The sequence below is a fragment of the Arenibacter latericius DSM 15913 genome (assembly GCF_000424985.1).
GTDB classification, from domain to species: domain Bacteria; phylum Bacteroidota; class Bacteroidia; order Flavobacteriales; family Flavobacteriaceae; genus Arenibacter; species Arenibacter latericius.
Genome location: NZ_AUKX01000056.1, coordinates 12,769 through 27,496, shown reverse-complemented (window position 1 = coordinate 27,496; position 14,728 = coordinate 12,769). Strand labels below are relative to the sequence as shown.

Genomic DNA, 14,728 nt, shown 5'->3' with positions numbered 1-14,728 from the left:
CCTTGCGTCAAAAGTTAATTTACTGATGTCCACGCCCACTGTTTCCATTATTTTCATAATTTTATGGTGTTTAAAAATGGTTGCGTTGACTAACACCTTTAGTAGGTAGAGACTGAAATTCTATTTGGTCCTTGCAACCGGGTTAATAAAGAACGGGGACTAATACAGGCGATAGGCCATAAACCTAGAACGACACAAAGTTCACCCCGTTCTTTTTCAATTATGGTTATTAACAAAGTTGTACTTATCAACAAAGAAAAAAGAAGCAAAAAAAGAAATCTCATCATCATAACTATTATTCTTTTTTGTATTCCTTTTATTTACTAAATATAACTTTATAAATCTAAAGGAATGATACGGCAGGAATACCTAAAGTTCACTTAAAAACTGACAAAAAGTGGGGCAAGGACGCTTTTCTTTATATATAATGAAATAAAGGAGCTTCAGGACGCAATAAACTTGGTAATAAGCCTTACAGAATTTAACTGGACCGTTAAGTTGACAAAATAAGACAGCCAAAAAAGGGCTTTAATAGTTCGGCTTTCGTGAATTTATGGGCTTGGGCAACGGTAATCGGTGTTGGCAACTGACTTTATTTCGTCCGTTCTATTTTTATTGGGTTTTGTCGCGTGTCAAAAACGTCATTTATTTCAATTCGGTTTTCTTTAATGTTTATCCAATAAATGACTTTATAATTTTTATAGACGAAATATCTGAATTCTTGTTCTCTATCCTTTAGAAGCTCTTCGAGTTGTCCAATTTTCGGTTGTTTTGTTAGCTGTTAGCTTTAAAGTCTCATTGTAAATTCCGTTAACGAGATTTTTTGCAATTTGGGTTCCTGCTTTTTCACGATGGTACCTATAATTTTTTTCGAGTTCTTTTTGAGAAAAATCAGTCCAAAATAATTTTAACTCCATTTATCAATTTTAGCCTTTAATTCACTCGCTTCAATTAGTCGCCCATTTTTTGAATCTTCCATGGATTGGTCAATCCGAGAATTAAATTCCTTAATTGTTAGTGGTTTAAGATTGGAGTGTCTACCTTTGATGGTACTAATTTATTAAGTCCGTAATAAGTATATTTGAGTTATGGCAAAACAGATATTAAGACAGAATGTTGATTTGAAGGTTACACTTATAAGTCGTATTACAAACTAGAAAGATGGAGACCAATAATATTATTTTAGGACTTTTGAGCATTTGCCTATCCATTTTAGGATTTATTTTTTTTAATAATCCTCTTAAACCACCTCCTAATCGGCCCCATGAAGATGAACATGGATTGAAAAATGCAGATCGATTTGATGATAAAATAACAACATGGCGATTTCGCATTGCGTTGGCAATTATGTTTTTTTTTGGAGTATTTCAGGTGGAAAAGGAAATCTTTAAGTAGTTTTTAATTAGTGTAAGCATAATTTTTTGTGATCGCAATAGAAGATAGTTAAAATCTGTGGTATTTTTGGTACTTTAAATAACCATAATGCTAATTCCCCCGATAGCGCAAGCCTCACGTTTGTGCAGACATCGGTAAGCAGACAATGCCCAGTATGGTACAGAGAAAAGTTCTTTAAAACAGCGATAACAATGCCCTTTAGAGTCCCAACTCGGGCAATATCGTTAAGTCGACGGACGGCAGCAATACGGCCCTAACGAAATTCGCCGTCTTGGACCGCGGCTATACGGGGCACGAGCATTTGCAGGGCGTAAACCTGATCCACATGCCTGCCCGTATGGAGTGTATACTATCGGAGGAACTTTCCCTTTACATAATCCCCTGCTAGCGCGAGCGCAATGTCATTAAGTTAAGAGGTTTTCATATTGCATCCTTCTGGTTCTAGGTTATCTTGGGATTTCTCCTTGCCCTGTATTTTCTATTTTGGTTATTTTGATAAGAAAAATCCATTAACAGGATGGTCTTCAACCCAGTTCAGGGACTTAGGAACATATTCAATACAGTTACTACTACACAAATAGCATATACAAAGCTGGCACATTGGTACAAAGAGGTGGAAAACACAGGATTAAGAGCCTTCAATACTATTGCAAATATTATATCGCTCAATTATAGGTCGATCCTAAACTATTTTATAAATAGAAGTACGAATGCTTCTGCGGAATCCTTCAACGCAAAAATTAAAGCGTTCAGGGCACAGTTCAGGGGCGTAAGGAATACGAAATTCTTCCTCTTTAGGTTAACTCAACTATTTGCATAAATAATCAAATACCCAGAAATTGGACTTGATCTAGAATAAATCCAAATTCGGCTAGCGAAACAAGTTGGTATCCTACTTCATCTTTTTGTCAATGATATTGGCTCATATCTCCATAGTTCTTATTTATCAATGTTCATGACGTTTAGAAACATCACAGAGTCACTGCTATTTTTCACAAACAATACAACTGGCACTATGATTAAGATACGATTTCGTCATGAACCATGAACTAGGCCAATATTTACTCAAGAAAAAATTCACTGGTCCTATTTGTATTCAAAACAGCTTATTTGAGACCAGATTTCATTAAATAAAGTTAAAGTGAAAAAACTATGCACAAACTATGCACAATTTGGAGGATTAGCTGTTTTACGGAAAGTCCTAAAACGACGAAACCCCCAGTGTTTACTGAGGGTTTCCGGTGGTGATGGCAGAAGGATTCGAACCTTCGACCGCCTGCTTAGAAGTCGATTAAATATTGTATTTAAATGGTCTTTAAAATACCTAAATACTTGATTTTCATAAATATACAGTTTATTTAAAACCAAATAAGACCATATTAAACCATATTTTGAGTGCAAATTGAGTGCAAATTTTTTGTATCTTTAAATATGAGGACAAACATTACGCTTACCATAGACGCCAGGCGAAAACGAAAAGATGGCACCTGTCCCATTATTTTTCGATTGAGCCATCATCGAAAAACAATTTCCATCTCCACTGGGTTTGCCATTCCTCTCGAATATTGGAACGAGAAGAATCGTGAAGTTAAAAAATCTTTCAAAGAAGTGTCTTCCGTTTCACGATTAAATAACCTTCTTACCAAGAAAAAAACAGAATTAAGAGATGGGATAAACGAGTTAGAAGCAAGTGGCCGGCTGAAAGGATTGAGCGTAACTAATCTTAAATACACATTAATTAGACCCGCCAACACAATTTCCTTTTTTGATTTTGCCCAGCAATTGATACATGAAATGGAGGAGGCTAATCGGTTCGGTAATGCCAGAGCCTATAAATGCGCCCTTGGACCATTGAAGAAGTTCAACAAAAAAGAATTTCTGCGTTTTGAAGAGATCACCTATACCTATCTTAAACGATTTGAAACGGCTCACTTAAAAAAAGGCAATGGGTTAAATGGACTAGCCATGTATATGAGGACCTATAGAGCCATTTATAATAAAGCCATTCACCGCGGAATTGTGTCATCGGATTCCTATCCTTTTAAAAAATATAAGATTAAATCCGAACCAACGGCCAAACGTGCCATCAGTAAAGAAAAGATTAGGCGTATCCTGGACTTAAAATTAGAGGTAGAATCTCCATTATTCAATGCAAGGAACTATTTTTTGTGCTCCTACCTTATGAACGGTATTTCATTTATTGATATGGCTTTTTTAAAAGTGGAGAATATCCTAGATGGACGCATCCAGTACCGCAGGCAAAAAACCGCAAGACATTACGATATTAAGGTAACTCCACAGTTATCCTCTATTATCGATCACTATTTAAAAGGCAAGAACAAAACTGCCCATATATTTCCAATAATAAAGCGCGAGGGAATCCGTGATCAATATAAGGACATCCAATGGGAAAGATTACGCTATAACAAACGCCTAAAAGAGATTGCCGAACTTTGTGAAATTGAAGAGCGTCTAACAAGTTATGTAAGTCGTCACTCCATGGCAACCAATCTAATCCTCAATGATGTTCCAATCAACGCACTAAGCAAGATGCTTGGGCACAGTGATATTAGCACCACGGAAATCTACATTAAAGATCTTCCGACGCATATTTTGGATCAATATCAGGAACGATTGGAAATCTAAAGTATCAGTTCGAAATTATTAGGGGCTAAAGTATTGTACACTCCAATAGGATAATTAAATCTGAAGAGTTTTCGGTAAAAGAATATATAGAAGATGGCAAAATGAATTCACAATTTGGAACATGCCCGAAATGGTCAAAAAGCTAATTAAAAAACTAAAGAACCATACCTCAGGATATCACGGTCCATAAAATATACAGAGGGGAATTTCCGTTTGAAGGGTTAGGAACAGAATTAGCAGATAAAAAAGTATCTTTGTTAGGATAAAAGTTTTAACTATGAATATAGAAGCTAAGAAATTAGAGCTGATGCATCTTTTACTGCAAACGCAGAAAGAAAGCTTATTGGCGAAGCTTAAAAAAGTTTTTGACGAAGAAGAAGTAGACTGGTGGAGCGAAATGACAAAAGAAGAACAAAAAGAAATTAAAACGGGCTTAAAACAGGCAGATAAAGGTGAATTTGTTTCCAGTGAAACCGTCATGAAGCGTTTTGATAAATGGCATTAAAAATTGTTTGGACACCCCAGGCCGAAAGAGGCCTTGAAAATGTCATTGAATATCTTGAAGAAGAATGGACGGTAAAGGAAATCCACAATCTTGAACAGAACCTGCAAGACTTTTTAATCCGTATAAGTAAATATCCGAAAATCTATCCAGAAACAGCTAATTACAAAAATCTCCATAAAGGACTGGTAGATAAGAATAACTACATTATCTACAGAATTCAACCCCAAAAAGGACAGATTGAAATTATCAACTTTAGGGGGACAAGACAAGAACCGATAGAATGAGTTACCGCATAAACCGACTCTCAACAAATTTTAAGTAATAATCACTTCACTCATAAAACTTCAAAACTATATTGAAGGTTAACTCCAATAGGTAATAGTTGCAATTGCAGCCTACATCCCAAGCCAATTCCCCTTGTATTTCGAATAATCCGTAAGCTCGTCCTTAAACCCGTTATAGGCTTCCTCCTCTTGGGAGCTGGTAGGGCCCATGAGCGTTTCTAGGGCGTTCCAACCTGCTCGGAGTGTCTTGGCCTGTGCTCTTCGGTCCCGCTCCGTGGCAGCGGCCACCAAGGCCTCCTTGAATCCGTTTGCCATATGGTGCTCCACTAGTTCTAGCGGCAAATTGGCTAATATACCTTCCAACACGTAACTATACGCCGCTTGTTTATAAAGTCCGCGTTCCATTAAGTGCCCCATCCAAAGGCTTTTCAAATTGTCCTGCCCTTTGACTATCATATTGTTCAGGATGATCGACTGCGTGGCCATGGCACTAGAAAGCTCAGGGGACGATTGCAAATAGTCCTGCATTTTCGTTGAAAGGGCGATCGCTACCGAATGTTTGGAGTACATGGAGCCCACCCAGAGTTTACCTCCATGCTGTTCAAAATAGAAGCCCCTGGCATTGAAAAAGGCAATATAGTCCTTGGGCGATTTCTCAAAGGGCGCCTGCATCCGTTCGGCGTAGCTATGATAGGCCTGTAGGACCAAGGTATCGAATCGTTCCCTAAAGGTCGGTACCATAGCATTGTAGAGCTTCGGGAATACCATGGGCAAAAACAGGGCGGTGGGACCCGGTTTTATCTCTTTGGCAGGTTTATCATGTAGCAGCCCTTCCAACAACTTTTCATTTTCATCTGCAAAACCAGGAGGGGTATAGGGGTTTGCACTCGTCTGTAGTAGGTTGTTGCCCAGATCGATCGGCACTTGGTGGAGCTTGGAATTCGCATAGGTCAGTGTGCCCTCATTGTGTCGTACGCCCAGACTTTGGACAAGCGCCCCAAGAACCTCCCTTTGATCCGGGGCATAGGTGAACAGCTGGTCCCTGGCCCGTTGGATAAGGTCGGCCTTCTTTTGCAATTCCTGCTTTTCCTTATTTATGGCGGAAGTATATAGCTTCTCACTAAAAGGATAGTAGTGGGAGGCGATTACCTTCCATAAGGTCCGGTTATCGGTATGCAGGTATTTCTTAAGGAAGAGAAAGCGATCCGATTTCATCATTTCCCTAACCAAAACATCTAGGGGAGTTTTCAGGATATGCTCCGAGAACAAGGGCTTGTACCTTAAATCCCGATAGGTCTTTTGGAAGGCTTCCCTTAGGCAGCGTTGGAACTCCAATGCCAATTGCCTGCTATCCATGTACATTTGGGTGTGTTCGGTTTGGAACAATTCGGGGTTCTCATGGATACCAAGGTCGCTCCCAATCTCATCGCTGCGCAGCACATAGCCCGATTTATCATAGATGGTGAAATTTACCACCTGCCCCTGGTCGTTGTAGCTTAGCCTACAATCCAGCTTTTGATGGGCGCCTAGAATTTCGGGGAGGTGCTCGGGGCGGAGGGTCCTAAAAAGTTTATAGGTAGTTTGTATTTGTTTTTCCAAACGCTTTTTTACCATGGGCAATAGGGCCGATTGCCGATTGCGCTCGAAGACTTGTTGGAGTTTGGGACCAGAGAATTGTGGGTGTACGGTATAGCCGCCAATAAAACGGGACCGGTACCCTTCCTTGGTCGCAATCCCATAAGCTACCCCTACCCTACCAGAACGTTCCACAACTTTCAGTTCGATATGGTATTTTTCAAGTAGTTTGGCTAGTTCGTCAAAACTCCGCACCTTATATTTTTGCAGGGTATTGTTCAGGATATCCTGCATATAGTATCGAACCCCGTTACCATCCTGGTGGTTAAACTGGGGAGTTTCCAGTTTGGGAAGCTCTCGGACCGTCCTCTTATTTGGCGAGGGCGAAAGTCCAAACTTTTTCTCCAGATACTTCTGGGCAGCCATGCTCCTTCTATAGTCAAAGGAAAGGTTGATCTGGCTACAGTCTTCCCTTATGGTACTGGAGACAATGTGCACGTGCTCGTGCTCGGTATCGTGATGCCGTACCACCATATAGGGCTGTTCCTCATAGCCCATGTATTCCATATAGGCTTTGGACAGGGCCAAAAAAGTCTCATCGTCCAGATGTTCACCTCGGGGAAGGTTCAGGGTGGCATGTACATAGCGTTTTTCGGAATCGTGGCGATTGCCAAGGTAGTAGAGCACCCTTCCAAAAAACTTGGTATCGGTATCCGTATCCGAATAGGTGTTCTGGAAACCGAGTATGGTGTTATCGGCCTTGCCCAGGACGTAGTTCAGCACCCCTTGCACATTGCTCCGATAGAGTATCCTTGCTATCATTTTGATCTTTGATGTTGATGGTTTCTACCTCGATTAATAACAATTGTCTGCAAAAAGCAGGGTTTTCACTTCGTCAGAAGTAGGGGTTTTGCGTAACGCAAAACATAACTTGCTATCCGTCAAAAACGGATAATTAATGTTAAATATAAAGAATCCAAACACATGATAAAAGCTTAATATACAGTATTTTATACGTCAAAACCATATCAAACCACATGCTACCAAATGGGTACAGACAAACAACCAATCTGGTCTAATATTATAATAATACCGATCAAATAAATCATAGAAATAATCTGTTTTTTTGTAGGTAGGGGAAAAAGCTCAAGCGGCCTTTTTGCCTTTTGTGCTATGCGCGGGGCCGAGGGGGGAAAGACTGCGTACGGGATCCTTCCCTAGCTGATGGGAAAAAATGTGGTTAGGGAAAAGAATAGGTTCGGAAGGTTGGCCCGACTTCCGCAGGGGCATGGTAAATATTATAAGTTTAATTGCTACAGAAAATCTAATTATACCTGGGGTTAAGTAAACGATTGGTGATTGGAAATTTATACTATAGATCGGAGGTCTTAACGAACTGGACATGGGATCAACCTAGAATAAGTTTATAAGAATACATAAATCGTATTCCGTGGCCATCGATGAAATCACCGCTATCCGCAAAAACAGCGTTTTTTTGGGCGAAAAGGAACTATCTATTGGCGAGACATTTCGGGAAGGTGTTGAGGAATTACTACGAAGAAATAATTAATAATTTTCAATACCAGTTCTTAGACTTAACAATAGAAGCCATCCTTCAATGCAATGCAAATAAAAGCAGATCAGCCTATCACCTGTTTTCGGGAAATAAAGGGCTGATGGTAAAGACGTTCTCCCGTAGCTTTATAAAGTGCATTGGCCAACGCTCCAAAAACAGGTGGAAACGGAGGTTCGCCTAATCCCGTTGGGTCGATTTCGTTCCGTACAAAATGGACTTCTATCTTATTTGGCGTTTCACTATAACGGATTATTTTGTATCGGTCAAAATTTTTCTGCTCGGTTTGGCCTTCATTAAAGGTTAACTCCCCGTACATGGCATTGCCAATTCCGTCAACAATGGCTCCTTCGGTCATGTTGGCAGCTGCATCGGGGTTTACCACAATGCCACAATCAACAGCACAGACTACTTTTTCTACTTTTGGGACATCGCCCTCCATTACCACATCTACCACATGGGCCGCGTAACTATTATGGCAGAAGTAGGCCGATACGCCCCGATGTGTTCCTGAAGGTGCTTGAGACCAATTTGATTTCTCACGGACCAACTTTAGCACTCCAGCCAATCTATTCGGTTCGTACTCATTGTTTTCACCTACTGGATCGTTCTTTACCCTTTCCAGAAGTTCCAATCTAAAGTCGATTGGATCTTTGCCTGCGGCTTCGGCGACTTCATCCAAAAAAGCCTGTTCCACCCCGGCCATAAAATTGGACCGCGGTGCCCTAAAAGCCCCAATAGTGATGTTGGAATTGATCGCCCATTGTTCGGCAAGATAATTGTCTACCGCCCCGGCGGGAAATCGGTTGGCGAACAGTGGGGTTTCTGGGATTCCTCCCGCTTTTACATGAAATGCGACCAAGTTATTGTTTTCGTCCAATGCCGCTTTGTAGGTGGCATGATAGGAGGGACGATAAATACCAGCGGTCATATCATCCTCACGGTTGTAAATCAACTTTATAGGTGCTTTGGCCTGTTGGGAGATAAGTGCTGCTTCAACAGCATAATGTCCGTAAGCCCTTCTTCCAAATCCTCCTCCCATGCGGGTCAGCTCAATATCGACTCTTTCTACAGGCATTCCCAAACGAGCGGCCACGGTAGGACCAGTTAGGCCAGGTGCCTGTAGGGGGCCGGCGAGTTTTGCTCCCTCATCGGTCACGTGGGCAAAGAAGTTCATGGGCTCCATGCAGTTATGGGCGAGAAAAGGACAGGTATAGGTTCTTTCAATGATCTTGGCCGCTTTCTTGAAGGCGGCTTCCGGATTACCATCCTTACGGACCATGGTACCCGGTTTTGCGGCCATTACCTTCATTTTTTTGTAGTGTTCATCCGTACTCTCCAATCCTTTGGGTACCTCCACGTCTACTTCCGTACCAAAACGATCCATTTTGTAGGTGGAATCGGCAATAGGCTCCCATTCCGCTTTTAATTTCTTTTTGGCGTTCATGACCTCCCAAGTGCTTTTACCCACAATCGCAATGAGATCTGTAAAGGCGTTGGTGTCAAAATAACCGCGTTTAAAATCATCTTCAAGGGTCTTTATGGAGAACACGTCCACAATACCGGGCATGGAGCCTACCTCGGCTGCATCGAAGGATTTTAACTTTAGGCCAAATGCAGGCGGATGCTCGACCATGGCAATTAAACTATTTTCAAACTGATAATCTAGACCGAAGAGCGGCTTGCCCGTAACGATCTTTTGGTTTTCGACACTCTTTTTTGATTTTCCAATAATGGTGAAGTCCTTTACCTCCTTCAAGGGAACTTCTTTGGGAACCTCTAGTTTTGCTGCAACTGAAGCCATTTCTCCGTACCCGGCGGAATTACCTGAGGCCTTATGGCGCAAAACACCTTCGGAAACGGTGATCTCGGACACCGAGACCTGCCAGATCTGGGCAGCGGCTTCCTTCAACATTTGTTTTGCGGTGGCCCCGGCCATACGGAGACCTTCCCATCGGCGGCGGATACCTTGGCTTCCTCCCGTAAATTGCCATCCATACGATTCTGTGTCGAAATTAGCCTGTTCCACCAGTACTTCCTTCCATGCAACATCAAGTTCATCGGCTACGATCATGGGCATGGATGTGATAACCCCTTGCCCAAATTCTGGGTTGGGCGCCATAATGGTTACTAGTCCATTATCCCCTATTTTGAGGTAGGAATTTATTTCGAACCATTCCTTGGGCATTTCCTGTACCACTAACTTCTCTGCTTCTTTGGGCTTACAGGAGTTGAAAATGCTAAAGCCGAGGATTAAACCACCTCCCGCCAGACTGGTGTTTTTGATGAAGGCCCTTCTTCCGATTTTGGTCTTTACAAGTGTCATAGTGTTGTATTTTTTGGATTAGGAAAGGTTTTGGTTAGCCACCGCCAGTTGAATTGCTTTTTTGATACGCGTGTACGTTCCGCAGCGACAGATGTTCCCGTCCATGGCTGTTTCGATTTCTGTGTCCGAAGGATTCGGATTCTGGTTAAGCAAAGCCGAGGCGGTCATGATCTGTCCCGCTTGACAGTACCCGCATTGGGGGACATCGATCTCCAACCATGCCTTTTGTACGGGATGGTCGCCGTTTTCGGACAGGCCCTCGATAGTCGTTATTTTTTGATTGGCCACCACCGAAATCGGCAATTGGCACGAGCGTACCGCGCTATTGCCCAAATGTATAGTACAGGCACCGCATTGTGCGATACCGCACCCATATTTTGTACCGACCAATTTTAGGTGGTCCCTAAGAACCCAAAGCATCGGAGTGTTGGGATCTACCTCTACACTGTGTTCCGATCCGTTGATATTTAAATTGAATATTGCCATTTTTAAAAAATTTACTTAAAAATAAAGATTATATATTGGCTGTTGCCTACGAAATTCAAACATTTTTAATCTACTATGTCAAAATCCCACATGTTTTAGTTTTTGACAGTCAATGGTTTAAGATTCTCAAGCCATTCCACAAGTAATTCTTTCACATCTACTTTACGGTTCCCTTTTATGGCCAAGTAAATTCCATCCCTCTCAATACCCCCGGTTACCGAAAACCCTTCTAAAATGTTGCAATCAGAGCAAAGGCTTTCCACCGTTCGAAAGCTACTGCCAATACCGTACCCCGCATTGGTGTTGAAAGGAATGAGTGTTTTATCCTTAAGGTCGTGCCGGGTCAAAAAGCTTTTAATTGGTGGAGGTAGTTGCATTCCCCATGTGGGAAAGCCTAAAAAAACGGTATCATACTTGTCCATATTTATATGTGTTTTAAGGGGCGGAAGAAACCCGTTACGATTTTCTTCTGCCACTTGTGCCACAATCGACTTGTAGTTTTGCGGATAAGGATTTTTTAATTCCAGTGCCACCAGATCACCGCCCACATTTTCATGGATCATTTCGGCCACAACCTTAGTATTGTTTGTTCTTGATAAATAGACAATCAATATGTTGTCCGCTTTATTCTCGTACTCTTGGGCACTACACCATCCGGATACCAAGAAAATAATAAATAGTAAACGAGATATTATCATTTTTTAATTTTCAATTTTCTGAAATCTGTTGGCGTATGTCCTACATGTTTTTTAAAAAAGGTGCTAAAATGATTTACTTCCCTAAATCCTAAGACTGTAGCTATGGTAGTAATTGACCAGTCATTTCTTTTGAGCAATGCCCTTGCTTCCTGAATAAAACGTTCATTTATATTTTGGGTAGTCGTTTTTCCAGTATACAACTTGACGGACCTATTCAAGTGATTTACATGAATATTTAAAATATCTGCAAAATCTGAGGCTTTGCACAACTTTATGGGTTGTGTGTCCTCTGTAATGGGGAATTGTCCGCTCAGTTGCATCAAAAAATTTTGGGCTATTTGAATATAGGTTTTTTGATTTGTTGAGAGGGACGAATCCATATTTTCAATATCGATAACTACAGTTTTTTTTGACGTATTCTTCTATTGATCTACCAAGGCAGTTTCCGGCCCACGGACACCTACCAGTTGTATCTTTTCCAAAGCATTCCTGAATTCCTTTAATTCCGTATCGGAAAAAGTAACGTTCAGTGCACCTTGGTTCTGTTTCACATGATGCAGTTTCGTAGTTCCTGGAATAGGAACAATAAAAGGTTTTTGTGCCATGACCCACGCCAATGCTATTTGGGCCGGAGTGGCATCCTTTTTTCGACCCCATTCGCGTACCAGCCTGAGCACCTCCATGTGAGCTTCAATAGCTTCCGGTGTAAAATAGGGCACTTGAGATAAGCGGGAGTCACTAGAAAAACGGCTATGCTCGTTAAACTTATCGCCTAAAAATCCACGACATACCGGTCCCCATGGCACGAACCCTATGCCCAATTCTCCACAGGTATCTATTACTTCATTTTCAAGGGCACGCTGAATAATGGAGTATTCGCTCTGAAGGGCAGCAACGGGCTGCTCTGCATGGGCCTTTCGTATGGTCGTTGGTGAAACTTCGGAAAGTCCAAAATGGAGCGCCTTCCCTTCCTTGATCAAATCCTTAACCGTTCCGGCAACGTCCTCAATCGGAACGTTTGGATCCAAACGATGCAGATACAACAAATCGATACGATCGGTACGAAGGCGTTTCAACATGCCCTCTACAGCGCTTTTAATATGCTCTGGCTTGCTATTTCTACCTGCCCTTTTTCCATTTGAAAAGTCAAACCCAAATTTACTGGCAATGACCACGTTGTCTCTAATAGGTTGCAGTGCCTCACCTACTAATTCCTCATCAGTAAATGGGCCGTACACTTCGGCAGTATCAAAAAAGGTAACGCCCAAATCATAAGCCCCACGAATTACGGGAATCATATCCTTGGTATCTCTTGGTGGATTGTAGCTGCCACTTTTCATGCTCATACAACCCAACCCAATTGGCGATACTTCCAATGCGCCCAACATTCGCTTTTCAGGGTTGGAAGCTGCTTTTAAACCCTCAATTGTACCAGGTGAATTTTTCTCATTGGCAAAGGCCATTGGGCCTGCCACTATACCTGCTCCCAAAAGGGCGGATTTCGAAATAAAATTTCTTCTGTTTACTGAATTACTTTTCTTTTCCATACCAATATGCTGTTATCGTAATATTTTAAAACCCAATAAATGGACTAAATTCCTCGTGATTGTAGTTTGTTTCTAAGTTTGACACCCTTTTCAACGACATCCAATCTGGCTTTTCTTGGGTCTGGTTTTCCAACGGCTTCACCATCTAACTGTATATCCATGATTTCACCTTCATTTTTAGTATAGACTGGCCAGTTTGGTAATCCATCTCCATTCGGGTTTCCGGTCTTGGCGAAATTTACCCAGTATCCGTTCATAAGTTCCGCCACTTTTTTATCTTCCGGAGTTGTCTCTGGATTACCCCAACGTGCATCAAGATTATTAAACACATAGCCTACTTCGGAACCATGGCCGGCACCATATTTCATTCTTTCCCTCATAGGTTCGGGTACAAAACCAAAATGGTAAATAAACGTGGGTTCACCTTGATCCGCGAAAGCCCTGGCGGTAAAACGTGCGGGTTCTCCCCAGACCCAATCGGTATTGAACTTGGTGATCACCTCTTCAAATTCTTTATTGCCATCAGGATCATAGGCCGCTTTGGCTTCTTCCTTAAAATCGCCAAAAAGTGAAAACAGTTCTTCTTTTGTTTTACTGTTGTTGACAAAACTACCCCCTATTTCGGCGCTGTTAGAACCGATTATCAATGGTATTTGCATTTGTCTACCAGCGTTGTAGGCACTTTCAGCTGTTTCTACCACCAACGAACCGTCCAAAATAGGTCCTGAATACGTTCTTGGCCCCCCTTCACCATCCGTTTCCTGACCGCCATCCACAATTTTTTCCACCGGCAATGCACGTAACTTGGCCAAGGCATCGGCATCCGTACCCTCAATACCCTGTTTTTTGGCAAAGTTAATTCCAATGGTCTCCGCGGAAACGGGATAAAAAGGGGAGGCATTTTCTTCCTGTATAAGCCTACCGGTAAGTACCCCATCACGGGCTCCGCCGGATTCACTTATGGCCTTATGGAAAAGTCCCTTCGCATCTGGAATCGTCACTAAAGAGTGTACGGATACTCCACCTGCGGAAAAGCCGAAAATGGTCACATTATCAGGATTACCACCAAAAGCAGCAATGTTCTTTTGCACCCATTGCAGTGCTGCAATTTGGTCCATATAGGCGTAACTGCCTTTATATTCTTCAGGATGTTCGGCACTCAACGCTGGAAATGCAAAATGGCCCAAACGCCCCAAACGGTAATTGAAGGTGATTAAAACCACTCCCTTCTTCGCAAATTCATCACCCGCGATTCCAGCTCCGGAACCACTTCCACCAACGAAGCCTCCACCATGAATCCAAACCATGACTGGCAGGTTCGCACCCGTATTTGCATCAGAAGGTTTCCACACATTGAGGTACAGGCAATCTTCGGATGAACCTTCACTAATGGTTCCCGGGGCACCGCCCCATCCGGACTGTGCGCAGTTTGCACCGTACTCCGTAGCATCCAATTCACCTTCCCAGGGGGATAATGGTTGAGGGGCTCTCCAACGAAACTCACCAACTGGAGGAGCCGCAAAGGGTATTCCTTTAAAGCTATCAACACCATCTTCATAGACGCCTCTAATTACCCCTAATTCGGTCTTTACTTTGGGTGTACTTTCTTGCGCGGAAATAGTAACTCCAAGGAGTACCAACAATCCTAATATGTATTTTTTCATTTGAGTGTTTATTAAGTTGCGTTGTTCAA

General features: G+C 42.1%; 14 protein-coding genes. 6 read left to right on the top strand and 8 right to left on the bottom strand.

Going from position 1 to position 14,728, the window contains the following annotated elements; translation table 11 throughout:
• Positions 1 to 728 precede the first annotated feature (728 nt).
• A complete protein-coding gene (locus H344_RS21995) occupies positions 729 to 917 on the bottom strand; it encodes a hypothetical protein (protein ID WP_026810990.1) in 189 nt (62 codons plus the stop codon).
• Positions 918 to 1,161: 244 nt separating this feature from the next.
• On the opposite strand from H344_RS21995, the gene H344_RS0114605 reads away from it, so the two are divergent.
• The 5 genes from H344_RS0114605 to H344_RS0114585 all read left to right on the top strand — a co-directional run bounded on the left by H344_RS0114605 (position 1,162) and on the right by H344_RS0114585 (position 4,830).
• A complete protein-coding gene (locus tag H344_RS0114605; RefSeq protein ID WP_026810989.1) occupies positions 1,162 to 1,395 on the top strand; it encodes a hypothetical protein in 234 nt (77 codons plus the stop codon).
• A gap of 517 nt (positions 1,396 to 1,912) precedes the next feature.
• Positions 1,913 to 2,215: a transposase gene (locus H344_RS0114600; protein ID WP_084148823.1), complete on the top strand. Its 303-nt coding sequence runs from the start codon at positions 1,913 to 1,915 to the stop codon at positions 2,213 to 2,215.
• A gap of 611 nt (positions 2,216 to 2,826) precedes the next feature.
• Positions 2,827 to 4,041 (top strand): site-specific integrase, encoded by a 1,215-nt coding sequence (locus H344_RS0114595; protein ID WP_026810987.1) that lies wholly within the window; start codon positions 2,827 to 2,829, stop codon positions 4,039 to 4,041.
• Positions 4,042 to 4,318: 277 nt separating this feature from the next.
• Complete coding sequence (locus tag H344_RS0114590; RefSeq protein WP_026810986.1) at positions 4,319 to 4,546, top strand: hypothetical protein; 228 nt, start codon at positions 4,319 to 4,321, stop codon at positions 4,544 to 4,546.
• Positions 4,537 to 4,830: a type II toxin-antitoxin system RelE/ParE family toxin gene (locus tag H344_RS0114585; protein WP_026810985.1), complete on the top strand. Its 294-nt coding sequence runs from the start codon at positions 4,537 to 4,539 to the stop codon at positions 4,828 to 4,830. Before H344_RS0114590 ends, H344_RS0114585 begins: the two co-directional genes overlap by 10 nt.
• Positions 4,831 to 4,941: 111 nt before the next feature.
• Here the strand turns inward: H344_RS0114585 and H344_RS0114580 are convergent, their stop codons facing one another.
• Positions 4,942 to 7,227, bottom strand: coding sequence for a relaxase/mobilization nuclease domain-containing protein (locus tag H344_RS0114580; RefSeq protein ID WP_026810984.1), 2,286 nt, complete (start codon positions 7,225 to 7,227; stop codon positions 4,942 to 4,944).
• A 604-nt stretch (positions 7,228 to 7,831) separates the two neighbouring features.
• On the opposite strand from H344_RS0114580, the gene H344_RS22440 reads away from it, so the two are divergent.
• Positions 7,832 to 7,975: a hypothetical protein gene (locus H344_RS22440; protein WP_394330147.1), complete on the top strand. Its 144-nt coding sequence runs from the start codon at positions 7,832 to 7,834 to the stop codon at positions 7,973 to 7,975.
• A gap of 70 nt (positions 7,976 to 8,045) precedes the next feature.
• On the opposite strand, the gene H344_RS0114575 is transcribed toward H344_RS22440, so the two are convergent.
• The 6 genes from H344_RS0114575 to H344_RS0114550 all read right to left on the bottom strand — a co-directional run bounded on the left by H344_RS0114575 (position 8,046) and on the right by H344_RS0114550 (position 14,678).
• Entirely contained in the window at positions 8,046 to 10,304 is a 2,259-nt protein-coding gene (locus tag H344_RS0114575) for a xanthine dehydrogenase family protein molybdopterin-binding subunit (RefSeq protein ID WP_026810983.1), read from the bottom strand.
• A gap of 18 nt (positions 10,305 to 10,322) precedes the next feature.
• The gene (locus tag H344_RS0114570; RefSeq protein ID WP_026810982.1) at positions 10,323 to 10,790 is read right to left on the bottom strand and encodes a (2Fe-2S)-binding protein; all 468 of its coding nucleotides are present in this window, start codon (positions 10,788 to 10,790) and stop codon (positions 10,323 to 10,325) included.
• Positions 10,791 to 10,885: 95 nt separating this feature from the next.
• A complete protein-coding gene (locus tag H344_RS0114565) occupies positions 10,886 to 11,488 on the bottom strand; it encodes a flavodoxin family protein (RefSeq protein ID WP_026810981.1) in 603 nt (200 codons plus the stop codon).
• Complete coding sequence (locus H344_RS20410; RefSeq protein ID WP_169514975.1) at positions 11,485 to 11,808, bottom strand: helix-turn-helix domain-containing protein; 324 nt, start codon at positions 11,806 to 11,808, stop codon at positions 11,485 to 11,487. Before H344_RS20410 ends, H344_RS0114565 begins: the two co-directional genes overlap by 4 nt.
• A 102-nt stretch (positions 11,809 to 11,910) precedes the next feature.
• Entirely contained in the window at positions 11,911 to 13,035 is a 1,125-nt protein-coding gene (locus H344_RS0114555; RefSeq protein WP_084148822.1) for an aldo/keto reductase, read from the bottom strand.
• Between the two features lie 44 nt (positions 13,036 to 13,079).
• Positions 13,080 to 14,678, bottom strand: a complete 1,599-nt coding sequence (locus H344_RS0114550) for a carboxylesterase/lipase family protein (RefSeq protein WP_240484995.1) — start codon at positions 14,676 to 14,678, stop codon at positions 13,080 to 13,082.
• Positions 14,679 to 14,728 lie beyond the last annotated feature (50 nt).

What these genes read in the sequence shown, in the direction of transcription:
- H344_RS0114585 (WP_026810985.1), top strand. Translation starts at nt 4,537, where the DNA reads ATGGCATTAAAAATTGTTTGGACACCCCAGGCCGAAAGAGGCCTTGAA.
- H344_RS20410 (WP_169514975.1), bottom strand. Translation starts at nt 11,808, where the DNA reads ATGCAACTGAGCGGACAATTCCCCATTACAGAGGACACACAACCCATA.
- H344_RS0114600 (WP_084148823.1), top strand. Translation starts at nt 1,913, where the DNA reads ATGGTCTTCAACCCAGTTCAGGGACTTAGGAACATATTCAATACAGTT.
- H344_RS0114590 (WP_026810986.1), top strand. Translation starts at nt 4,319, where the DNA reads ATGAATATAGAAGCTAAGAAATTAGAGCTGATGCATCTTTTACTGCAA.
- H344_RS0114570 (WP_026810982.1), bottom strand. Translation starts at nt 10,790, where the DNA reads ATGGCAATATTCAATTTAAATATCAACGGATCGGAACACAGTGTAGAG.
- H344_RS0114580 (WP_026810984.1), bottom strand. Translation starts at nt 7,227, where the DNA reads ATGATAGCAAGGATACTCTATCGGAGCAATGTGCAAGGGGTGCTGAAC.
- H344_RS0114555 (WP_084148822.1), bottom strand. Translation starts at nt 13,035, where the DNA reads ATGGAAAAGAAAAGTAATTCAGTAAACAGAAGAAATTTTATTTCGAAA.
- H344_RS0114605 (WP_026810989.1), top strand. Translation starts at nt 1,162, where the DNA reads ATGGAGACCAATAATATTATTTTAGGACTTTTGAGCATTTGCCTATCC.
- H344_RS0114595 (WP_026810987.1), top strand. Translation starts at nt 2,827, where the DNA reads ATGAGGACAAACATTACGCTTACCATAGACGCCAGGCGAAAACGAAAA.
- H344_RS0114565 (WP_026810981.1), bottom strand. Translation starts at nt 11,488, where the DNA reads ATGATAATATCTCGTTTACTATTTATTATTTTCTTGGTATCCGGATGG.
- H344_RS21995 (WP_026810990.1), bottom strand. Translation starts at nt 917, where the DNA reads ATGGAGTTAAAATTATTTTGGACTGATTTTTCTCAAAAAGAACTCGAA.
- H344_RS0114575 (WP_026810983.1), bottom strand. Translation starts at nt 10,304, where the DNA reads ATGACACTTGTAAAGACCAAAATCGGAAGAAGGGCCTTCATCAAAAAC.